Here is a 23,115-nt window from a genome sequence, read left to right on the forward strand (position 1 = left end):
TTCTAACAAATAGTAATACAACCACACTCATTTTCGTGTGAAATATACTAATTAATCAAATTTTTTAGGCAATTTTAGCTCCTTCGCATAGTAAGCGGTAGCATATTGGTAGTTATACTGTAATAATAAATTAAGGTTTTCCAGAAAATCAAACTGTTCGTCGGGGTGTAACTTCTCTACTTTTTTAACTACAGCCTCTGTTCTTTTGGCTAAATATTGTAACAACGCATCTGCATAAGAACTGTACTTTTCAACAATATAAGTATTGTGCTCAAAGCACCCCTTGATGAGTGCCATTGTAAGCTCTACTTCTCCGTATTTGTCCTTCGTAATTTTTAGATGTCGTGTAATGGCACTGCTCATTTTTCGAATTTCATAAAGCAATGCTTTGGGAGATGTTATATGCGAATGATACATCATTTCGAAGGCTTCATGTAAATCTGTCCTGCGTTCTTGCAAGGTTTCTCCTGCTTCTAGTAATTCAAACTCGAATTTTTCAATCAATAACTTATCTTTTCCAATCAAGCGAATCAAAAGTTTGTCTTTTTCCTTTTGGGGTAAATCAAGAATAGCTTGCTGGAGATTTTTTTCAATTTTAGCCATGAAAATACAATTAACTTTACATTTGATGTTTGTAACAAAGTTATAGTCTTACTTGTTTAACCCATATGAACTCACTCAAAAATTATAAAGGTTTATATTATGCCGCACTGATTTTACTCTTGTGGGGTGCAAATCTTTGGTATTTTCTACATTATTCGGTTCGTTTCGATGACCCTTTAATTTATTTGGGGCTATTGATCCAAACACATCTGTATACTGGTGTATTTATCACTGCACACGATGCCATTCATGGTGTGGTAATGCCTCATCGCCCAAAGGTCAATTATGTGATAGGCTGGCTTTGTGCTACGTTGTTTGCCTTCAATAATTACAACAAACTGAGCTCGAAACATCACTTGCATCACAAGCATGCAGCAAGTGAACAAGATCCAGATTATTATGCAGGTAATTTTTTTAGATGGTATCTTAAGTTTGCCTTAGAATATGTTACAATATGGCAAATTGTTCTGATGGCGGTTACCTATAATTTACTCAAATTAGTATTCCCGATGTGGAATCTAATCCTGTTTTGGGAAGTACCTGCTATTTTGAGCACTTTGCAATTATTTTATTTTGGTACATACCTACCACATAGAGGCGAACACGACCCAAGCGATAAACATAAAGCTCGTAGTCAAGGCTTAAATCATTGGATTGCCTTTTTCACTTGTTACTTTTTTGGATATCATCATGAGCATCATGCTTATCCCTATTTGCCTTGGTGGAAATTGGCAGAAGCCAAAGAAAAGACTGAATCCAAGTAGCTGATTTATCCTTGATTGAGTGATTGAGTGATTATTATTGACAGATAATCAAACATGAATCATCCCGAACTTTGGGACTAGTAATATTCTCCATGTTTTATCAAAAAAGCGGTCGGAAAATATTTTCCGACCGCTTTTTGGTACCTCCATGCTAGATATGACTCGGCTTAAGACGCAATCATTGCGTCTCTACAAGTAAAAATCATATAAAAAATAATCACTCATTCACTCAACCACAATTCACTCAACGAAAACTTGTCTATTTAGCTCTTTCTATTGTAAACTGTACTAATCCCGCTAACGATGTACGATAGATAGATTCTGGAAATGATTCCAATATTGCGAGTGCTTCGCGAACAATATTTTGCATTACTTCGGTTGCATATTGCAAGCCACCAGATTTTTTTACAAAATCAATTACCTCAGCTACCTTTTTAGGATTCTCAGAATCATTTTTAATCGTGTTGATTACATGACGCTTAGTACTCCAATCTGCTTGATTAAGGGCATATATCAACGGCAAAGTCATTTTCTTTTCCTTAATGTCAATGCCTAATGGTTTACCTATTTCGGCATCTCCATAGTCAAAAAGGTCGTCTTTGATTTGAAAAGCAATACCAACTTTCTCTCCAAACAATCTTGCTTTTTCTACCGTTTCGGCATTAGCACCAGCCGAAGACATCCCTGCTGCACAACAAGCAGCAATCAAAGTAGCCGTTTTTTGACGAATAATTTCAAAATAAATATCCTCAGTAATATCCAACTTGCGAGCCTTTTCAATTTGCAAAAGTTCACCTTCCGACATTTCACGAACGGCTGTTGAAACGATTTTCAACATCTCAAAATCCCCGTGATCGATAGACAATAGTAAACCTTTTGAAAGGAGATAATCGCCAACTAAAACCGCAATTTTATTTTTCCAAAGCGCATTTACAGAGAAAAAACCACGGCGATAGTTAGAGTCATCTACCACATCGTCGTGCACAAGCGTAGCTGTGTGAAGAAGTTCGATAAGTGCTGCACCACGATAGGTTTCTTCAGTGATTTTGCCAAACACTCCCGCCGACAAGAATACAAACATAGGTCGGAGTTGTTTCCCTTTGCGTTGGACAATATAATTCATGATTGTGTCCAACAGCATCACTTTCGTTTTCATAAACTGGCGAAATTTGCCTTCAAAGGCATCCATTTCGGCAGCGATGGGAGCTTGTATTTCCTTGATTGATAAAGACATTTGTTCAATTGCTGGGCACCTAGTTTGGGTATATTTTATGACAAAGACAGGTACCGTTCTTAATTCCGACGCAAATTAGTCGATTTAGATAAAAAACAGGTCATTTAACCTGACTTTATAACATAAAAACTGTATTTTAGTTTGTTGGAAGTATCTGTTTTTTTCCTTCAAAAACTCATTTGCTATGGTATTTTTCTTGAAAAAAATCATCAGTAACGACAAATTTATTTTAAAAAAACAACAAGTATCCTATTGATTATTAACAAGTTTAGTTATCATTGTTAATTGAACAGAATGAAGCTTTCTCGGTCAAAAACGATTACATTTCCCTATATCCAAAGTTAGCTAATTATTTAACTATGAACCAAGATTATTGAAACACCACTATGAGTAAAATATTAGTATTGGCAGGTGGTTCTGTCAAAGGGGCTTATCAAACAGGAGTTGTGCGTGCGGTATTTGAATCTGGTTTTTATCCTGATGCAATTTATGGCGTTTCGGCAGGCAGTATGAATGCTTCCTATTTGGTAAATGCTATGGGCAGACAAATGCTTGAAAATGGCGTCGTTGACTATACAGAAACAGCCTTAGATTTATGCCAATTTTGGTCAAATAATATCGTAACACCCGATTCTCTGGCATTACGACGAGGTACGTACGAATTAGGCTTGAGTGCTATTCGAAGAAACTTTGAAGGATTATTAGATACAACGCCCCTCAAGGAAATTCTTCATAACAATATTCACCTTCGTAATCTCAATGCAAGTCCTGTACTATTAAAAGTTGGGGCGGTCGATATTATCAACGGTAATATGGTTTATGCCGATCCAAGCTATGAACATTTCTTGGATTATGTGATGGCATCGTCGGCTATTCCGATTTTGATGCCTGTGATCAATATTGGTGATCACAAAAAAATGGCTTTTCTCGATGGCGGTATGCGTGATGTAGCTCCTGTCAAAAAAGCTATTGATGATGGAGCCGATGAAATTGTTTGCATTGCCTGCCATACTCGTAAGCTTGACGGCGGGTATTTTCCTTATGGCAATTTGCTGGCGCTGGTAGACAGGGTGATGGACATTGCTGTAAACGAATGTCTCAATGCAGATTTGGATTGGGCAGAGTTTAGAAACGAATGTTTGCCTGAAGATGGAAGTTGTGCCACTTCTGGCATTTTGAAAGGTCAAAAAAGAATCAAACTCAAAATCATTCGCCCAAAACAGCCCTTGAATATCGACATTCAGTCATTTGATAAAGACGATATAGAAAGACTCATTCTGTTGGGCTATCAACAGGGCAGAGATGAAATGAAGAATTATTAAGAAGAGGTTATTTGTGGATACAGAAATAGCTTTCTCACAAAGAAATGAATCACGCCCAATTGAGTGATTGTTGAATGATTGATTTAGTGATTATTTTAAAATCTTCATTTTACCTGTAACCACGCAATACTTTGCGTCTAAAAAGTGTCATTTGGTAGTATCAACCTGAATCGTCGCTAATTTTAAGATTGGGATTATCCTACAAATTTTCGTAAAAAAGGGGTCGGAAAATATTTCCCGACCCCTTTTTTAGGCTATCATACTAGATTTAATTGGTTTGATTCGCAAAATTTTAACATTATCACTCATTCGCTCAATCACTAAATCGCTAAATTAGGGATGACTCATGTCTAAACAATAGCTTGTCTCACACGTACTAATTTTTCAAGTAAGGCCTCCAACTTGTCTAATGGCAACATATTGGCTCCATCAGATTTAGCGATAGCTGGACTTGGGTGTGTTTCGATAAACAAACCATCTGCTCCCACTGCAATAGCCGCTTTGGCGATAGTCTCAATCAATTGAGGCTTACCACCCGTTACGCCAGTTCCTTGGTTGGGTTGTTGTAATGAGTGCGTACAATCCATCACCACTGGAACACCATGAGCTTGCATTTCAGGAATATTGCGGTAGTCAACCACCAAGTCACCATAGCCAAAAGAGTTACCACGGTCTGTTAAAAATACCTGAGCATTAGGGTTTTCGTGCAATACTTTCTCTACAGCAAAACCCATAGATGGCCCCGACATAAATTGTCCTTTTTTGATATTAACTGCTTTACCTGTCTTGGCAGCAGCAGCCAACAGGTCTGTCTGACGGCACAAAAATGCTGGAATTTGTAATACATCCACATAGGGAGCTGCTATAGCCGCTTCGTCGGACTCGTGGATATCAGTAACAGTTGGAAGGTCATAAAACTCGCCCACTTCTTTCAAGATTTCCAAGGCAGGAATATCCCCGATACCTGTAAAAGAGTTTAGTTTAGTACGGTTTGCCTTACGGTATGAACCTTTAAAAATAAAAGGAATCCCAAATTGGTCAGTAATACCTTTTATTTTTTCAGCAATTTCAAAAGCTAAATCACGATTCTCGATGGCACAACTTCCTGCCATTAAGAAGAAATTATTTTTATCTAAGTTTTTTAATTTGGGAATATTCATGTTGGATATTTGTTTTTGGGAGAAAAACTTTGATTGAGTTCTATTAGTGATCGTATCGTTATAACACTTAATCTTATATAAAATTCACTTCTGGATGTAGCAAAATACCGAATTTTTCGTTAACCGAATCCTGAATTTTATAGGCTAATTCTTTGATAGCATTGCCATTGCCCCCACCATAATTGACTAATACTAGGGCTTGTTTGGCGTGTACTCCTATTTGTCCATCTCTGAATCCTTTCCAACCAGCCTGCTCAATAAGCCAGCCAGCGGGTACTTTAATTAGCTCTGGATTTACACTTGGGAATGACACGATATGTGGAAATTTTTCTTTCAATATATCAAACTGTGCTTTGGGTATTTCTGGATTTTTGAAAAAACTGCCCGAATTACCTATTTCAGCAGGATTAGGCAATTTACTTTGACGAATATGAATCACCGCATCGCTAATGGCTTTAATGCTAAGTTGTTCGATACCCATTTCTTTCAATGTATCTTTAATAGCGCCATATTCGATATGAAAGTTGGGTGTTTTACTAAGTTTAAACGTTACATTAAGAATAACATATTGGTCTTTGTGAGAGTTCTTGAAAATACTTTCTCTGTAACCAAAATGGCATTGTTCTAGAGTAAAAACCTCTATTTCAAGCGTTTTCAAATTGAGTGCTTCGAGTTTTTCGAAAACATCTTTGATTTCAATTCCATAAGCCCCAATATTTTGCATTGGTGCAGCGCCTACCGTACCAGGAATGAGCGAAAGGTTTTCTACGCCCGCCCAGTCATTGGCAATACAGTGTAATACAAACTCATGCCAGACTACTCCTGCTCCTGCTCGCAAATACACATGATTTTCGTTTTCATCGACCTTCTCGATTCCTTGAATATCTATTTTAATCACCAAGCCCTCAAAATCTTTTGTTAGTAAAATATTGCTTCCGCCACCCAAAAACAATTTTGGGGTATCTTTGAAAGTTTCGAGTGATAAAACTTCTACCAATGCTTCAACTGTTTTGACTTCAGTAAAGTATTGAGCCGTAGCATCAAGCCCGAAAGTATTAAAGGCTTTTAAAGAAATATTTTCTTGAATATTCATTAGGTTGTTGTTGGAACGAATGAAAATTTAAAATAAATGTGAAGCAAAGTTACAATGAGTAAAGTGCTTTTCAATTATTTTAATAAAATTGTATCTTTGACAAGACTTCCGTGTGAGTTATCTCTTGCTATTCAGACTCTTTATTTCAATCTTAGGCGATATCGGTAACCTCTCGCAAAAATTAAGTCATTATAATCCTGAGCAAATTATATGAAAAAACACATCGGAATAATAGGTTTTTATGGCATACTGTTGCTGACTTCAGCTTGTGCTTCGCAAAGTCCAACCGCTTCGACCCAAACGGGTATTGCGAGTAGTAAAACCAAAAGTGGAGAAGCCAGTCGCAATGAACATCATGTTTTCCAGCAAGATTTGTCTAGCTTCCGTCCCAAATTCAAGGATCAAGATGACGCAAGTCAAGTGGTAAATTCGGCCAAAGCCTCTAAGATTGTTTTTGACAATCGAGATGTACCCTTATATATCAACAAGCGCTTAGACCCTATTTTGGATACGATTGCTTCGCAAAACAAGAATATTAAGTTTGCGAATGGGTTTCGAATCCAGATATATGTAGGAAATGACCGTAAGTCGGCCGATGATGCCAAGGTATATACTTATCAGACCTACCCAGAAATTTTTCCGTATTTGACATTTCAACAGCCTGTTTACAAAGTAAAAGTAGGAGATTTTTTGAACAGAATGGATGCTGAAAGATACTTTGCCTCTATCAAAGAGACGTATCCAAGCGCCTTAATTTTACCAGATAAAGTAGAAATCAAAAAAGGGATGTTTGTAAAATAAGGTTTTAGGAAAGAACCATATTAGCTTTTTAAAACCTATTTAGTTTCTTAGAAAAGTACTATTTTGTTAGTGACAAACAGATTTTAACTACGTATAAATTTTAACCATCTACTAACCAGTAAGTAAAAACTTTGAGATTGGTGGATGGATTTATTATTTTTGCAAAATGCCTAAACGGCAAATGGCAAAATTGAAATAACGTATTCTAATTTTATAAATGAAAAAAGCCCTAATTACAGGTATTACAGGACAAGACGGAGCCTATTTGGCAGAGTTGCTCCTCTCGAAAGGTTACGAAGTTCATGGTATCAAACGCCGTAGTTCGTTGATAAATACGCAAAGAATCGACCATTTGTATGAAGATTTACACAAAGGTGATGTAAAATTTATTTTGCATTATGGCGATTTGAGTGATTCTACCAATATCATTCGTATTATTCAGGAAGTTCAGCCCGACGAGATTTATAACCTAGGGGCCATGTCGCACGTAAAGGTATCATTCGACGAGCCAGAATACACAGCTCAGGTAGATGGTATTGGTACCTTACGTATTTTAGAGGCTGTACGTTTATTAGGCTTGACAAAGAAAACTAAAATTTATCAAGCATCTACTTCTGAACTTTACGGCTTGGTCCAGGAAGTACCACAATCAGAAAATACACCATTCTATCCTCGTTCGCCATATGCTGTTGCTAAATTATACGGCTACTGGATTACGGTAAACTATCGTGAAGCCTACGATATGTTTGCAGTGAATGGTATTTTGTTTAACCACGAATCTCCTTTACGTGGCGAAACTTTTGTAACTCGTAAAATCACTCGTGCTGTAGCTCAAATTGCTCTTGGTCAACAAGATAAATTATATCTTGGAAACTTGGACGCTCAACGTGACTGGGGACATGCTAAAGATTACGTAGAAGCTATGTGGTTGATTCTTCAGCAAGATACACCAGAAGATTACGTAATTGCGACAGGTATCACAACACGTGTACGTGAGTTTGTACGCATGGCATTTGCTTATGTTGGTATCGAAGTAGAATTTACAGGCGAAGGCGTTGATGAAAAAGGTATCGTTAAATCTTGTTCAAACCCTGCTTACCAAGTAGCGATTGGAACTGAAGTTGTAGCGGTAGATCCACGTTATTTCCGTCCAACAGAAGTAGAATTGTTGATTGGTGACCCAACCAAAGCTCAAACAAAATTGAACTGGAAACCAAAATTTGATTTGAATGCTCTTGTAGACGACATGATGCAAGCAGACGTTGCATTGTTCTCGAAATAGCGTTGAACAATATATTTTAAAAGCGGAAATCAAGAAATTGATTTCCGCTTTTTTTGTTTTATATGCTTGAATGCTACTATCTCACAATTCACCACTCACAATTCATCATTTTTACTTAAACCGCTACAGGAGCTTTAATCGCTGGGTGTGGGTTATAGTTTTCCAACGTAAAATCTTCAAACTTGAAAGAGAAGATATCTTTTACTTCTGGATTAATTTTCATGGTTGGTAATGGACGAATCTCACGTGAAAGTTGTGTAGCTACTTGATCGTAATGGTTTGAATAAATGTGCGTATCGCCACCGGTCCAAATAAAATCGCCGAGTTCCAAATCACATACTTGTGCTACCATCATTGTCAGCAAGGCATACGAAGCAATATTGAAAGGTACACCCAAAAATACGTCAGCACTACGTTGGTACAATTGGCACGAAAGTTTGTTATCTGCAACATAAAACTGGAATAGCGCATGGCAAGGCATCAAGGCCATTTGTGATAACTCACCAACATTCCATGCACTAACAATGATACGACGTGAATCTGGGCTTTTTTTCAAGGTATCAATCACCTCTTTCAATTGGTCGATTACTTTACCATTTGGCGCTGTCCAGCTTCTCCACTGTTTGCCATATACAGGGCCTAAATCGCCGTTTTCGTTGGCCCATTCGTCCCAAATGCTCACACCGTGATCTTTAAGATATTTGGTATTGGTATCGCCCTGAATAAACCACAACAATTCGTGGATAATCGATTTTAGGTGTACTTTTTTGGTAGTTACCATCGGAAAACCTTCTTGAAGGTTAAAGCGCATTTGATAACCAAATACACTTTTTGTTCCTGTACCAGTACGGTCTGTTTTTACCGCACCGTTGTCCATAATATGTTGGAGTAAATCGTGATACTGTTGCATGTGATGATGAATATTTATAGCTGATATTGAAGTCAACCACTATCAGAAGTGCTTTAATTCAATATTTCTAGAATAATTTCTTGTAAATCTTTTCTCAAAATAACCCCAAAATTAGCACAAAACCCTTGCTTGACCAAAGTCAAACAAGGGTTTTGTCGATGGTATTTTTAAGTTAGTGATTCAACTATTTGGCTTTCGGCAAAAGCATATCTGTAGTTGTTAAAACTCTTTGCCTATTGCCAATGCAAACAAGTTAAATCTATTCTGCAAAATCGATGCTATAAGTATGCGTAATAGTAGCCGAAGGGCTCAATTGAGCTGTTGCAGAGCAGTATTTTTCCATAGACAATTCAATAGCCTTTTGAGCTTTTGCCTCAGTGATATTGCCTTTCATAGCAAAATGGATATTGATACTACGGAATGGAGTCATTTCAGTTCCTTCGATTTTGACACGTTCGCCCGATACCGAGATTTTTAGGTCGTCGATACGTTGGCGTTGTTTTTTCAAAATCAAAATTACGTCAATAGCAGTACAGCCACCCAAGCCCATCAATAAAAGTTCCATTGGGCGTGCGCCTGAGTTGGTACCACCAATATTTTCGGCTGCGTCGATATGTACTGGTACTCCTGACATTCCTGATGCCTCAAAATGAAAAGCATCATCTACTCTAACTAATTCTACTTGCATGATTCTCGATAATTAAATGATGGATAGAATTTTCAAAAATCCTATCTCTTTTTGGTATAACAGAAATCGATACCACTTAGTGCCCCACTGCCTTGGTTGAGAGATATTACAAGCTAAAACATTACTATTTCAGTTCGTTAGCATGAATATCTTTTACCCAAACTTGTGTTCCTTTGGTATCGTACACTGTGATTTTCAAGACTCTGTCTTTCAAAGGCCCTGCTACTTCACAGATTGCAAAGTTACGTTCTGTGTATAATGTACCGTCAACAATTGGCGAATTATTTTCGTCTTTAACTGGTTTTGAAGGACCCGACGTCAATGGCGAAATAGTTAGATCATACAAAGGGTAAAGATTTCCTGCTCTTTCTAATTTTTGCAAACAAGTATGGTGGCGATCACCTGTCAAGAAGAACACGCCTGGCACTTTAGCATCAGCGATTTTCTTGAGAAGCTCTGCTCTTTCGGCATCATAAGTTGCCATATTTTCGAATACCTTTGCTGGATTGATTACTTGTCCACCACAAACGATGAATTTAAAAGTCGCTTTACTACCGATTAGGGCATCAATCAACCAATTGATTTGTTTTTTGCCTAAAAAATCGCGGTCGCCAGTGTGGTTATCATTTGGTGTGCGGAACCAACGGTTATCTACCATAAAAAACTGAACGTCATTCCATTGAAAAGTTCCTGTAGTAGCTTCATTTTCAAAAACATAGTTAGGGTTTGCCCAAAATAGTTTGAACATTTCCAAAGACATATTTTTATTCCAAAAAGAGCGATCGGCATCGTTTGGACCATAATCATGGTCGTCCCAGATAGCATAGTGGTGAACGCTTCCCAACAATGGTTGAATTTCAGGAATACTTCTTGAATGAGTATTACGGTGAATCATACCTGTACGTGTATTCCAGTCTGGCTCACGGTAATAGAAGTTGTCGCCACCCCACATCATAAAATCAGGTTGTTTCTGATAAATTGACGTGAAAATTTCAGGATACCCCCCATAGGCACGACCAGGGCGGTCAGTTTCAGCTTCGTTGATGTAATTACAGCTACCAAAAGCAAACTTAAAATTGGCTGGGTCTTTACGATATTGCCACAACTCTTGCGACTGGAAGGAAAGCGGATAATCGCGAGCAACTTTTTTACCATTTACCCAAACCTCATAATCGTATTTCTTACCCATTGTTACTTGGTCGCAAACTAATTTTGCCACATTACCATCATGTTTATTGGTAGTGATTTCGGCGGTACTGTATTTGATAGCGGGATTTTCCTTGTCCCAGTATACAAATTTCACTTTTGAAGGCTTTTGAGTTTGCACCCAAAGCATTACTTCTTTCATTTCAGAATAGCCCACCATTGGCCCACTCTGAATCTGAGCATTAGTTACAAACTGTACTATTTGAAATAATAAAATGAATAATAAGAATTTTTTCATGAGTGATGTTTTTAGTTGGTGATAAGATTGGGGTATCTTTGTATTTAACTTTTATTGAAAACAATGACAAAATAGTATTCTGTATTTCTATCTAAACGGCATATATGTTTTGTTAATTTATCAAAAAGGCACAAATAGAATTTAACAATAGCAAAAAAATGCATTATTACGACATCCAAGGGATTCAATTAACCGAGTTGGCCGACAAGTTTGGTACGCCTTTATATGTATATGACGCCAACAAAATTATCGAAAAAATAGGCATTCTTCGTGATTCATTCAAAGATGTTAATATAAAGATAAAATACGCTTGTAAAGCAAATACCAATTTGTCTATCCTAAAACTCATGCGCAAGCACGGGGTCGAAATAGATGTAGTATCTCCAGAAGAGCTTCGTTTGGCTTTGATGGCTGGGTACGAGGGATCACAAATTACCTTTACGCCAAGTGGTGTTTCGTTTGATGAAATCGAATTGGCGGCTGAAATTGGTGCTCGTATCAATCTCGACAATTTGGATGTATTGGAAGCTTTTGGACAATTGTATGGCAACAAAAAAGGAGCTTTGATTCGTATCAAACCTCACGTATTTGGTGGTGGTAACGAAAAAATCATGACGGCTCATCCAGAATCTAAATTTGGTATTTCGATTCATCAGAAAGAGCAAATTTTAGAAATCGTGAAAAAGTATGATATGAAAATCATCGGTTTACATCAACATACGGGTTCTGATGTCAAAAATGCGGATGCTTTTACGCAAGCAGCTTCAGCGATTTTGGAAATGGCCAAAGATTTCAAAGATTTAGAAATTATAGATTTAGGCGGTGGCTTCAAAGTGGCTTACAAAGACGGCGATATTACTACAAATATGGCAGAATTAGGAGCAGTTTTGAGTTCGGCATTTTTAAATTTCTGCCAAGAATATGGTCGTCCATTACAATTATGGTTCGAACCGGGCAAATTTTTGGTCAGTGAGGCTGGAACATTCTTGACTACGGCAAATACCGTCAAAAAAGACCCAATCAAGACTTTTGTATGCGTAAACTCAGGCTTAAATCACTTGGGACGTCCAATGATGTATGGAGCTTATCACGATATTTTTAACGCATCTAATCAAGATGCTAGTCAGCAAGATGATTACCGTGTGGTGGGTTATATCTGCGAAACAGATACTTTTAGCTGGTCAGCAGAAGGTCAGCAAAGCGAGCGCCGTATGAATACCGTGAATAAAGGTGATATTATTGCGATGAAGAATGCGGGTGCATATTGTTTCTCGATGTCGTCACAATACAATTCTCGTATTCGTCCAGCGGAAGTTTTGGTCATTAATGGCGAAGCAAAACTAATTCGTGTTCGTGAGAGTTTCGAGGATATTTTACGTAATACCGTAGAAGTAGACGTATAAAATGAAGTAGGAATTTAGAGTGAGGAGCTTGATAATTATAAGTCTCACTCTAAATTTTATTTGTTTATCTAAAACCCGTATCCAACTCCAAGCGATACGGTTGTGAAATTGTTAAAATCTTTGATTTTTTTCAAACTGTAATTTGCTCTCAAATCTACAAACCATCGCTTGTCGAAGCGGTATCCTGCGCCTACAATAGCGCCAACTTCTACTTTATCACCAAAAGATAATCCGCTCAAATCAATCGTATTATTGACAGAAGATGAATTCGTACTTGTCAGATAAGAGGCATAAGGGCCTACTTCTATAAAAAAGCTCTTAGCATCATACCCGAAGCGATATTGATATAGCAAGGGGATATTGAGCGTATTGACATGACTGGTTATGTCATTTTTTTTCGTTGCCTTTGATTGATAATTAATCTCAGGTTGAAAACGGCTTCTTGATGTAAAACCAATGTTAGCAAAAGCACCGATTTCAAAAGTTGGGATTAAATCTGTTTGCTCTCCTTCCAAAAGAATTACCTGCCCTATTCCACCTCTTAATCCAAATCTGTCTGGAGCGATTTCTTCTGGCACACCAAAACGTCCGTTTCTAGTAGACATTTTATTGGCTTTGAATCCTTGCAAATTCGATTGTGGGCCTGTCGACTGCTTTACGCTGACGTTGTTTGGCGTGCTTGACGTATTGCTTTGTGTTGTGGCAGTTTTGGACACTTTACTTGTAGTAGTTTTCTTTTTTTGTTGCCCCAAAACACCAAATTGGACAACCATACATACAAAGCAGGCAGTAAGTAGAGATTTTAATCGATACATAGATTTTAGTTTTGTGTGTTAGTAAGAATTTTTCATCAATAAACATTACATCCTTGCAGATATAATTAGCAATAATCAAGCTAAACTAGCTAAATAAGCAACATGCTGTTGGACTTTTATCAAACTTTTTTAGCTCTCAAAATTAACTAGATATGACAATATGTGAGGCACAAAACACCAATCACGACATTATGTTCGCACAAATCAAGTAAAAAAGAGGAAAAAGCGCCAAAATGTCATCATTTTTTTGATTGGTATAGAACTTGTAAAAAAGTTAATACCACCGCAACAGCGTGGTAGTTCTTTTAAAGTGATTTTTCAATTAACAAAATAAAACATTTAAAGCCATGACATTCGTAAGACTAAACCCAGCAGTAAAAAGAAATTCAACTTTTAACAACGACATTAACAACCTTTTTAAACAATTCGATACTATGTTACCTAAAGCTCATTTTCACAATTCATATTACCAATCTATTCCAGCGGTTAATGTAAAAGAATCAGAAACAGGATTCGAAATTGAAGTAGCAGCTCCTGGCTTGAAAAAAGAAAACTTCAAATTGAGTCTACACGAAAATCGCTTGACAATATCAGCGGTTCAAGAACAACAACAGGAGGAGAAAACTGAGAAATATACTCGTCAAGAGTTTAATTACAACCAATTCCAACGCACATTTACCTTACCTAAAAATGTAGATGGCGAGAAAATTGAAGCTACTTATACTGATGGTATTCTTCATGTAGGTTTGCCGAAAAAAGAGGAATTAAAACCAGCAGTAAAAGAGATTGCAGTTTTGTAATGAGTAAAATATAAAGCCTAAAAGAGACTGAGAGTATAGTCTCTTTTTGAACTCAATTTTGGGGAATATCCCTAACTTTTTTTCAATTTCGAGAAACAGTTGGATGGATATTCCCTTCTTTTTTTCTCTGGCGAAATAGCGAAAGTAACAGAATTCTTAAAATATGTTAAAATGCCATTAATGTGTGCACCTTGAATCTTGATTTTACGTTAAATTAGCGTAGTGAAATCAAAAAAACTCGCTCAGTTAGTTTACTGGCAGGAAGCTCAAAAGTTTAAGCCAAGTGTTTTTTTGAAAAAAACTTTTGCTTGACAAACAAGAGCCAACAGCTACAAATTTCAACAAAACAATCTATTCCACTAGACCGTTTAGGAAATAAAGTACGAGTCTGGTTCACATTAAAAACTCTTTATTTAAAAATGGAAATGAACAATAATTTAAAAACCCTTGCCATCGTTGGTGCTTTGAGCAGTGCGACCACGCTCGGAGCCTATAAGTTATTCATCGAAAAGTCTTCATCCGACGCTGTATTTTCAGATACTCCATCTGCCTTTACTCGTATGGTGTCGAATAGTGGAGCAGCGGCAGGTTCATTAACAGAATTTACTTTCGCTGCAGAAAAAGCAACGCCTGCGGTTGTCCATATCAAAACTAAAATGACCCGTCAGGTAAACCGCCAGATGGTAGATCCATTCGAAGATTTCTTCGGATTTGGAGATTTGGGCGGTAGCCGTCGTCGTCAGCCCGAAGCACAAGAAGCTTCTGGTTCTGGTGTAATTATCAGTGCTGATGGTTATATCGTAACCAACAACCACGTGGTACAAGATGCTGATGAAGTAACTGTAATTCTTGGTGACAAGCGTGAATTGAAGGCTAAAGTAGTAAGTACTGACCCTTCTACCGACTTGGCCGTAATTCAGGTAAAAGCTACGAATTTGCCATTTTTAACCTTCGGCGATTCTGATGCCTTGAGAGTTGGCGAATGGGTATTGGCAGTTGGTAACCCTTTTAATCTTGAGTCAACCGTAACGGCTGGTATCGTATCAGCAAAAGGTCGTCAGAACATTATTGATCGTGACAAAGAAGATGTAAACCCGCTTGAATCGTTTATCCAAACAGACGCAGCGGTAAACCCAGGAAACTCAGGCGGTGCCTTGGTGAACTTGAAAGGTGAGTTAATTGGTATCAATACTGCTATTTACAGCCGTACTGGTCAGTTTGCAGGTTATTCTTTTGCAGTACCTGTAAGTATTGTAAAAAAAGTATCAGCTGACTTGATTAAGTATGGTAATGTACAGCGTGGTTACTTGGGCGTGAGTATCCAAGATGTTTCAGCGAAGGTTGCAGAGGAGAAAGGGCTAAAAGTGAACGAAGGCGTATTAGTTGGCGGGTTTGCTAATAATAGCTCTGCACAGTCTGCAGGGTTAAAAGTAAACGACGTGATCGTCAAAGTAGACGGTATTGAAACCAAATCGAATTCAAAACTAATGGAATTGGTAGGTCGTAAACGTCCAGGTGAAACAGTAGTAGTTACTGTAAACCGTGATGGTTCGACAAAAGATTTCAATGTGGTATTGAAAAACAAAGATGGCAACACCAACATCGTAAAAGGTGAATCGGCTGGTGCTGCTATTGCAAGTGAATATCTTGGTGCAAAAATCGCCAACCTTTCAGAAGCTGAAAAAGCCAAATTGAAACTTTCAGGTGGTGTAAAATTAACTGATGTAAATCCAGAAGGTCGTTTGGGTTACCAAGGTGTTGAAAGCGGTTTGATTATCTCAAAAATCGATGACAAAGCAGTAAAAGATGCCAAAGAAGCAGCTGATTTATTACAAAACCGTAAAGGTCGTGTAAAAATCGAGGGTGTAGATATGGACGGCACTCGTTACTACTACGTAATCGTTCTTTAATATTGCAATTTTGACTGATTGTATATTCCCCTACTTGCTCTTGCGGGTAGGGGATTTTTTTGTTATTCGGAATTTGGGATTAGGAGTGTACGTATGATTCTAAAACTGTTTATTTCGGATATCGGATGTTGGATTGAGGAAGTGTAGTCTTCTATATTTTGTAAATAATAAAGGTATTTTACTTTATTTCGGAAAAAAGCAATACTTACAAAGTCAGAAATTGCTTGAAAACTTTCATAATAATGATTATGAAACTATCACTACCACAGAACTCATAACGAATTTTCTTTTTCTAACAATAGGCACAGAAGTACCTATAAATATAAAAGTTTTCGTCATAGAAGCATGAATAGATTTTTGCCAAATGTGTGTTAATATAACTTTATTTAGGCAAGGACAAAGGACAACTCCTCACTCAAAACTCCCAACTCAGCACTAAAAAAAATTCCCCAGTCGAACAACTGGGGAATTTTATTCATTACTAACATCAATTTGTTGTAATTATATAGCTACGCAAGTTTATTTGATCAAACATTTTCAAATTTACAATAGTTACATAATCACCGTACTATCTTGGACGACCACCGCCTCCGCTTGGCATACCGCCACCGCCTTGAGACTGACCGCCACCATTACCACCGCCGTTATTATCACCGCCATCATTTTTCAAGTCATCGTTACTAACTGATTTCTTGCGTTTTGGTGCGTCAAACGACATTTTACCAATACGATAACTGAAGTTAACTTTGAAGTTCATGTTACGCATGGTATTAGTACTGTTCTGAGTAATGATAGGTGAGTTTATTTCGCTACGAATTTTGAAGCCATTTGGTGTGAAGAAGTTTTCTGCACCAAAACCAATACTTCCTTTCTTATCTTTGAAATCTTTCTTAACACTCAAGCTATAGATACCAAATCCTCCTTGGAAACCTTGTAGCTGTACTTGAGTTGAGCGATAGAAACCAAACGCCTGTAAGCCCCAGTTATTACCCAAATTGTAGCTACCAAAAATACGGTAATTAGCTACCCAACCTGAGTTTGAAGCGTTATATAATGGGTTTGGTACATTGTTAGCCAATTTTGCATAATACACATCTCCACCCAAACCAACGGTTAACTTATTCGAGAAGTTAATATTTCCGAATGCATTCATACCATAAGCATCTTGTTTACCAATGTTTTGGTAAGATGTACGAATAGTATCACCAATTACATCACGAACACTTTCGATACTTCCTGTTGTATTACGTACAAAAGTTGAAACCGTCAAGAATGTACCTTTGATAGACGTATTCAATGTCAACTCGTAGTTGTTAGTGTATTCAGGACTCAAATTAGGGTTACCCGATGAAATATTCAATGGGTTTGAAGCATTGATGTTCGGGTTCAAGAACTGAATTGAAGGACGTTGAATACGACGGTTGAAACCTAATTTCAAGGTACTCACACTACCTAATTTACGAGAAATATTCAAACTTGGCACGAATACTCCATAAGATGGAATTGATAAAGTTTGGTCTCCACTCTTGAAGTTTGCAGAAATATCAGTGTGCTCATAACGACCACCCACTTTCAAGGTATATAATTTTGATAAAGTAGCAGTGTATGATAAGTAAGCAGCAGCAATGTTTTGAGTATAATTAAATACGTTTGATGCTGTTGCTGAGCTTGTTGTTGGAACGTAAGCGCCAGTTGCACCTTGAGCAGTAAAATACTGATAGTCTGAGTTTACTGTTCTGAAAATCCCTTTAGCACCTACTTCAACCAGTTGTGTTTTAGTAATTGGTGTTTGATAATCTGCCTGAACTGTTACTTCTTGGTTGTAACTATCGTTGTTGTTTTTCAAACGACTTGTAACGCTATTATCAGTCAAGTTCAACAAATTATTTACAAAGTCATTCGTACGGTTGTTACGGCTAAACTGAGTCAATAAGCTAAATTCTTGTTGAGGCTTTTTGAACGTATGGGTATAGTCGATGTTAGCATCAATCGTTCCTGACAAATCCTTTGTGTCTACATCACGAAGCGTTTTCGACATCAATGATGAACCAGAAAAACTTTGACTCAACAATTTGTCTTGGAAACTATTTTGATTACGTACACCATAACGAACCGATGCTGTGATTGCATTATACTTGTTGATATCCCAATCCCAACCCAATTGATAGCTACCAAACAAACCATTGCTACGAGTATCTGCACTCTGAGTATTCAGGGTTTGTCTTCCGTTGTTAGTCGTAAGTTGGCTGTTTTCGAATGTACCGTTTACGTTATAGTTTGAACGACCAAAGCCTCCTAAAGAGAAGCCCATATTACCTTTACGGTAATTTCCGTTCAATGAAAGGTTAGCGCCACGAATACCTACACTTGAATCCATGTTCAAGGTCAAACCTTGCAAATTGTTTTTCTTCGTAATGATATTGATAATACCTGAAGAACCTTCCGCATCATATTTTGCAGACGGAGAAGTAATTACCTCTACCGACTTAATCATATCTGCAGGAATTTGCTTCAAGGCATCCGCAATACTAGTTGCCACAATCGTCGATGGTTTGTTGTTGATCAATACACGCACGTTCGAGCTACCACGCAACGACACATTACCATCTAAGTCAACTGAAAGCATTGGTACTTTACGCAATACATCAGATGCATCACCACCTTTTGAGGTAGCATCACGCTCCGCATTATACACCAAACGGTCAACTTTATCTTCAATTACTGCCTTTTGACCTTCTACAGTAACTTCTTGTAATACCTGATTCGACTGACTCAAACGAATTACGCCTAAATCAATCTCATCGTTTTTGTTTTGAATTTTAACTGGGATTCTCTTAGATACATATCCCAAAAACGATACAGAAATCACATAATCTCCTGTGGCAATTTTGTTTAAGGTAAATTTACCTTTTTCATCTGCAACAGTTCCGTCGATAGGTTTATTAGTAGCTTTGTTAATTAAAGCAACACTTGCAAACTCGACTGCTTTAGTTGCAGCAGAGTCAATCACAAAACCCACAATCTTTGCAGAACCTTTTGGTGCAGCTTGTGCTGTACCCGGAATAGCCTGCTGCTGTGGTTGCTGACGCTGTCCTCCTCCCATTCCCATGCCTGCGCCAGGGAACTGCGCCATAGTATTAAACCCGATAAAACTTAATACTGAAAACAATAAAACTTTTTTCATGATGATGTTTTAGAAAGCCCTGAACTTTATGTTCAAATAGATGACAAAGTTGTTGATAAGTTATTCTTTTATAAAAACAAAAAGTATCAGTGGTTCGTAATAAAGATAAGTGGACTACTGTCCAAATGTTAACTAATGATAGATTTACAACACAAAAGTTGCACTGAAAGATGGGACACATGGCCACTTTTCGACCAAACAAAATAATTCGTCGGTGAATAACATTAATCAAAGGACTTGTTATTCTGCCTATGCAAGGTGTTTATTTTCAGGCTATACTATCCTAGAATCTTCAAATTTAATATACTTTTTTTCCTTTTATGTCCCTCATTACAGGGGTATTCTTTACAAAAAAATCACGCTTTGTCTCTTTGATAAGAAATCTTAAATTCATTATTGGTGGGATATAATTTGGACGATTACTAAACACTTTAAGAATATTGACCAGAAACTCTTGAGACATTATAGCTAAATTTGTATTTCACTTTAGCATAAAACGCCATGTCTATTATCCATACCTCCAGACTTCGACTCCAAGCTTTAAAACACGATGATTTATTGATTTGGCATAGGCAAGGAAGAGAGGAACTCGAAAAGCACCTTGGCTTAATACCTTCGTCTTGGCAAATAGAACCTTTTTTTGAAGCCGAAACCCTCGAAGCTCTTGAACATTTCTGGATTCCGATGGCACAAATATTCCCTTGGGATTTTGCTTGGTATTCCAATTGGGAAATTATTCTCGAGGAAGAAAATCGCTCGATAGGTGGTATTGGGTATTCGGGCTTACCAGACGATAACGGCTGTACCATGGTGGGTTATTTCATAGATATGCCCTATCGTAATAAAGGATATGCCTCTGAGGCTTTGCAAGGGCTTATTGATTGGGCAAAACAGGATACAGCACTCATTCAAATTTTGGCAGATACGCCTATTGATAATATTAGTTCGGGAAAAGTATTAGAAAAAAATAGCTTTCAGCAATTTGGGGAAATCGAAGAAGTAGAGCATATAGAAACAATCTTAGTAAGGCATTGGAAATTGAATATTAGTCGTTAGGGCTGTGTGAAGGATTTCGAAAATAAAGTAAAACATCTTTGTTTTTTACAAAATACAGAAGATTACAGTTCCGAAATCCAACATCCGATATCCTAAATAAATGGTTTTAATCCTTTGTACAACACTAACTAGTCGCTAGTAGCGTTTTTCACTAGGCTCTCCTAATACTTTTCAAAAAAAAATCTTTTACTTAGCAATCTGATTCAACCCATCTTTCGTATGTCTGAGTAAATCCAAGGGATTCTAGAATGTGCTTTTTATATTTTTCAAAAAAAATCTAAAAATATTCAGATATACTGTGACTTCTCTCAGTTTCATACGTTAAATGAGTAGTTTTCATAGTAGAAATAGGTTTTGTGAAATAGTATTTCAAAAATCTAATAAGCAAAACTATATTTTGGTGTGTTAGTGATACAATCTTGGCGGGCTCTAGTAGAGTTCGCCAAATTTTTTGCCCCTCCTCCAACTGCTTTTTCGTATTTCTGCAAAAAAATCCTTTAAAAATGACAATAAGCCATTAAAATCAAGGAGTTTTACAAAAATCCTAACGTGATTCTCATATTTAGGAATAACTTTGTAGCTTGAATTCAAGACAATCGCAATGTCGAAGAATTATCTTTCAATCAATTGTTCCATTTAAAACTTGCAACGAACTGCTATCGGATATTTAAAAAATGAGAAACTTCCTTTCAGTTAAAGATGCTGTTGATGTTCAGGCTCTAGTTAAAGAAGCCCTTTTATATAAAAAAACACCTTATGCTGACAAGCATTTGGGCAAAAACAGGACCATGGGTCTCTTGTTTTTTAACTCAAGTTTGCGAACACGCTTAAGTACACAACGTGCCGCTCAAAACTTAGGGTTGGAACTAATCGTAATGAATGTCGGACAAGATAGCTGGGGGTTGGAGTTTGAAGATGGTGCAATTATGAATGGCAACAAAGCTGAGCACATCAAAGAAGCTGCACCCGTAGTAGGTCAGTATTGTGATATTGTTGGTATTCGTAGTTTTCCTGGCTTGGTTGACCGTGAAGAAGATTATTCTGAAAACGTGATGAATCAGTTTGTAAAACACACTGGTCGTCCGATTTTGAGCTTAGAATCTGCTACTCGTCACCCATTGCAATCTTTAGCAGACTTGATTACCATCGAAGAGCTAAAGACAAAACCTCGTCCAAAAGTGGTTTTGACATGGGCACCTCATGTAAAAGCGCTTCCTCAAGCAGTACCAAACTCGTTTGCTGAGTGGATGAATGCCGCTGATGTAGATTTTGTAATTACTCACCCTGAGGGCTACGAACTAGCTCCTGAATTTGTGGGTAATGCCAAAGTAACTTACAATCAAGAAGAAGCTTTTAAAGATGCAGATTTTATTTATGCTAAAAACTGGTCATCTTATTCTCAATATGGTCAAATTCTAAACCAAGACCCATCATGGATGGTAACTATGGACAAAATGAACTTGACAAACAATGCCAAATTTATGCACTGCTTGCCAGTTCGTCGCAACGTGGTAGTTGAAGACGCCGTATTAGATTCACCCAATTCGGTGGTTGTACAGCAAGCAGGTAATCGTGTATGGTCAGCACAGGTTGTTATCAAACAAATGCTCCTGAGTATTATTCGAGAAGAAAGCCCGTACTTATTCTAATGGTGATTGAGTGAATGAGTGATAATCATTTTCGCCCACTCTTCCACTACTCCATCAATCTATCATATTTTCGAATGTACAGGTCTTACGGTCTGTACATTTGTTGTTTAATAGCGCTATCTCGCCAAAAGGCGAAGGCAACATTTCTGTTTAACCAAATCAAAATAATCTTTATGAAGCTCACTGTTGTGAAAATTGGGGGTAATGTAATCGATAACCCAACATTATGTAGTCAATTTTTGTCTGATTTTGCTCAAATCGCTGGTCCTAAAATTTTGGTTCATGGTGGTGGTAAAATCGCTACGCAAATTGCTGAAAAATTAGGGATCGAAACAGTAATGGTGGAAGGTCGTCGTATTACCGACCAATCTATGCTCAACGTGGTAACAATGGTGTATGGTGGTTTGGTAAACAAAAACCTCGTAGCCCAACTTCAAAAGTTTGGTACTAATGCCATCGGCTTAACAGGTGCTGACGGTGGGGTTATTCTTTCTAAAAAACGTCCTGTAAAAGAAATAGATTACGGTTTTGTAGGCGATATTGAACGAGTAGATGCTGGTCAAATTGCAGGAATGATTTCGCAAGGACTTACACCCGTGTTTGCTCCTTTGACGTATGACCTTGATGGCAATATGCTTAACACTAATGCCGACACACAAGCACAAGCTGTAGCAACGGCCATGTCTCAAGAATTTGAGGTAAACTTGGTATATTGTTTTGAGAAAAAAGGCGTACTTTCGAATCCTGACGATGATGATTCCGTAATTCCACAATTACAACCAGAGGCTTATGCCGCATATAAGGCTTCTGGCGCTATCAATAAAGGAATGATTCCTAAACTAGATAATGCTTTCAAAGCACTAGGCGAAGGCGTAAAACAGGTAACTATCTGCCATGCAAAAGAAGTCCTAGCCGCTGTCAGTGAAGGTAACGCAGGGACAAAGCTAACAATATAAATTTTGGCGTTGATTCATCGGCTTTGTGCAATTAGATATCT

The 23,115-nt window shown here is 37.5% G+C and carries 19 protein-coding genes; 10 read left to right on the top strand and 9 right to left on the bottom strand.

The window, feature by feature from the left end:
- Positions 1 to 51 precede the first annotated feature (51 nt).
- Positions 52 to 603, bottom strand: coding sequence for a hypothetical protein (locus tag QM524_RS08065; RefSeq protein ID WP_283344167.1), 552 nt, complete (start codon positions 601 to 603; stop codon positions 52 to 54).
- A gap of 65 nt (positions 604 to 668) precedes the next feature.
- Here QM524_RS08065 and QM524_RS08070 point away from each other — a divergent pair, with 65 nt between their 5' ends.
- Complete coding sequence (locus tag QM524_RS08070) at positions 669 to 1,367, top strand: fatty acid desaturase (protein ID WP_166579049.1); 699 nt, start codon at positions 669 to 671, stop codon at positions 1,365 to 1,367.
- 259 nt (positions 1,368 to 1,626) lie between these two features.
- Here QM524_RS08070 and QM524_RS08075 read toward each other — a convergent pair whose 3' ends face one another.
- Entirely contained in the window at positions 1,627 to 2,601 is a 975-nt protein-coding gene (locus QM524_RS08075) for a polyprenyl synthetase family protein (protein WP_095160274.1), read from the bottom strand.
- A 386-nt stretch (positions 2,602 to 2,987) separates the two neighbouring features.
- On the opposite strand from QM524_RS08075, the gene QM524_RS08080 reads away from it, so the two are divergent.
- Complete coding sequence (locus QM524_RS08080) at positions 2,988 to 3,923, top strand: patatin-like phospholipase family protein (protein WP_283344168.1); 936 nt, start codon at positions 2,988 to 2,990, stop codon at positions 3,921 to 3,923.
- A 350-nt stretch (positions 3,924 to 4,273) separates the two neighbouring features.
- Here the strand turns inward: QM524_RS08080 and kdsA are convergent, their stop codons facing one another.
- The gene (gene kdsA / locus QM524_RS08085; RefSeq protein WP_283344169.1) at positions 4,274 to 5,083 is read right to left on the bottom strand and encodes a 3-deoxy-8-phosphooctulonate synthase; all 810 of its coding nucleotides are present in this window, start codon (positions 5,081 to 5,083) and stop codon (positions 4,274 to 4,276) included.
- A gap of 73 nt (positions 5,084 to 5,156) precedes the next feature.
- Positions 5,157 to 6,176, bottom strand: coding sequence for a UDP-N-acetylmuramate dehydrogenase (gene murB, locus QM524_RS08090; RefSeq protein WP_283344170.1), 1,020 nt, complete (start codon positions 6,174 to 6,176; stop codon positions 5,157 to 5,159).
- A 210-nt stretch (positions 6,177 to 6,386) separates the two neighbouring features.
- Here murB and QM524_RS08095 point away from each other — a divergent pair, with 210 nt between their 5' ends.
- Positions 6,387 to 6,977, top strand: coding sequence for an SPOR domain-containing protein (locus QM524_RS08095; RefSeq protein WP_095160267.1), 591 nt, complete (start codon positions 6,387 to 6,389; stop codon positions 6,975 to 6,977).
- Between the two features lie 217 nt (positions 6,978 to 7,194).
- Positions 7,195 to 8,259, top strand: a complete 1,065-nt coding sequence (gene gmd / locus QM524_RS08100) for a GDP-mannose 4,6-dehydratase (RefSeq protein WP_095160266.1) — start codon at positions 7,195 to 7,197, stop codon at positions 8,257 to 8,259.
- Between the two features lie 115 nt (positions 8,260 to 8,374).
- Here gmd and QM524_RS08105 read toward each other — a convergent pair whose 3' ends face one another.
- The 3 genes from QM524_RS08105 to QM524_RS08115 form a co-directional block, all read right to left on the bottom strand.
- The gene (locus tag QM524_RS08105) at positions 8,375 to 9,169 is read right to left on the bottom strand and encodes a thymidylate synthase (RefSeq protein WP_283344171.1); all 795 of its coding nucleotides are present in this window, start codon (positions 9,167 to 9,169) and stop codon (positions 8,375 to 8,377) included.
- Between the two features lie 259 nt (positions 9,170 to 9,428).
- Positions 9,429 to 9,857, bottom strand: coding sequence for an OsmC family protein (locus QM524_RS08110; protein ID WP_166579053.1), 429 nt, complete (start codon positions 9,855 to 9,857; stop codon positions 9,429 to 9,431).
- A 124-nt stretch (positions 9,858 to 9,981) separates the two neighbouring features.
- Entirely contained in the window at positions 9,982 to 11,301 is a 1,320-nt protein-coding gene (locus QM524_RS08115) for an alkaline phosphatase D family protein (protein ID WP_283344172.1), read from the bottom strand.
- A gap of 158 nt (positions 11,302 to 11,459) precedes the next feature.
- Between QM524_RS08115 and lysA the strand changes: the two genes are divergently transcribed.
- Complete coding sequence (gene lysA / locus QM524_RS08120) at positions 11,460 to 12,704, top strand: diaminopimelate decarboxylase (RefSeq protein WP_166579055.1); 1,245 nt, start codon at positions 11,460 to 11,462, stop codon at positions 12,702 to 12,704.
- A gap of 68 nt (positions 12,705 to 12,772) precedes the next feature.
- On the opposite strand, the gene QM524_RS08125 is transcribed toward lysA, so the two are convergent.
- Positions 12,773 to 13,519 carry a porin family protein gene (locus QM524_RS08125; RefSeq protein ID WP_283344173.1) on the bottom strand — a complete coding sequence of 249 codons (747 nt, stop codon included), beginning with the start codon at positions 13,517 to 13,519 and terminating at the stop codon, positions 12,773 to 12,775.
- Positions 13,520 to 13,866: 347 nt separating this feature from the next.
- Between QM524_RS08125 and QM524_RS08130 the strand changes: the two genes are divergently transcribed.
- A complete protein-coding gene (locus tag QM524_RS08130) occupies positions 13,867 to 14,319 on the top strand; it encodes an Hsp20/alpha crystallin family protein (protein WP_374761197.1) in 453 nt (150 codons plus the stop codon).
- Positions 14,320 to 14,744: 425 nt separating this feature from the next.
- Positions 14,745 to 16,229 carry a Do family serine endopeptidase gene (locus QM524_RS08135; protein WP_283344174.1) on the top strand — a complete coding sequence of 495 codons (1,485 nt, stop codon included), beginning with the start codon at positions 14,745 to 14,747 and terminating at the stop codon, positions 16,227 to 16,229.
- A gap of 568 nt (positions 16,230 to 16,797) precedes the next feature.
- On the opposite strand, the gene QM524_RS08140 is transcribed toward QM524_RS08135, so the two are convergent.
- Positions 16,798 to 19,413: an outer membrane beta-barrel family protein gene (locus QM524_RS08140; RefSeq protein WP_283344175.1), complete on the bottom strand. Its 2,616-nt coding sequence runs from the start codon at positions 19,411 to 19,413 to the stop codon at positions 16,798 to 16,800.
- A gap of 501 nt (positions 19,414 to 19,914) precedes the next feature.
- Between QM524_RS08140 and QM524_RS08145 the strand changes: the two genes are divergently transcribed.
- From QM524_RS08145 to argB, 3 genes are all read left to right on the top strand, one after another.
- Positions 19,915 to 20,469 (top strand): GNAT family N-acetyltransferase, encoded by a 555-nt coding sequence (locus QM524_RS08145; RefSeq protein WP_283344176.1) that lies wholly within the window; start codon positions 19,915 to 19,917, stop codon positions 20,467 to 20,469.
- A 674-nt stretch (positions 20,470 to 21,143) separates the two neighbouring features.
- On the top strand, positions 21,144 to 22,118 hold the full coding sequence (locus QM524_RS08150) for an N-acetylornithine carbamoyltransferase (protein ID WP_095160257.1): 975 nt from the start codon (positions 21,144 to 21,146) through the stop codon (positions 22,116 to 22,118).
- A 173-nt stretch (positions 22,119 to 22,291) separates the two neighbouring features.
- Positions 22,292 to 23,074, top strand: coding sequence for an acetylglutamate kinase (gene argB, locus QM524_RS08155; RefSeq protein WP_166579060.1), 783 nt, complete (start codon positions 22,292 to 22,294; stop codon positions 23,072 to 23,074).
- Positions 23,075 to 23,115: the final 41 nt, after the last annotated feature.

It is taken from the genome of Flectobacillus roseus (assembly GCF_030056595.1).
Classification (GTDB): Bacteria; Bacteroidota; Bacteroidia; order Cytophagales; family Spirosomataceae; genus Flectobacillus; species Flectobacillus roseus.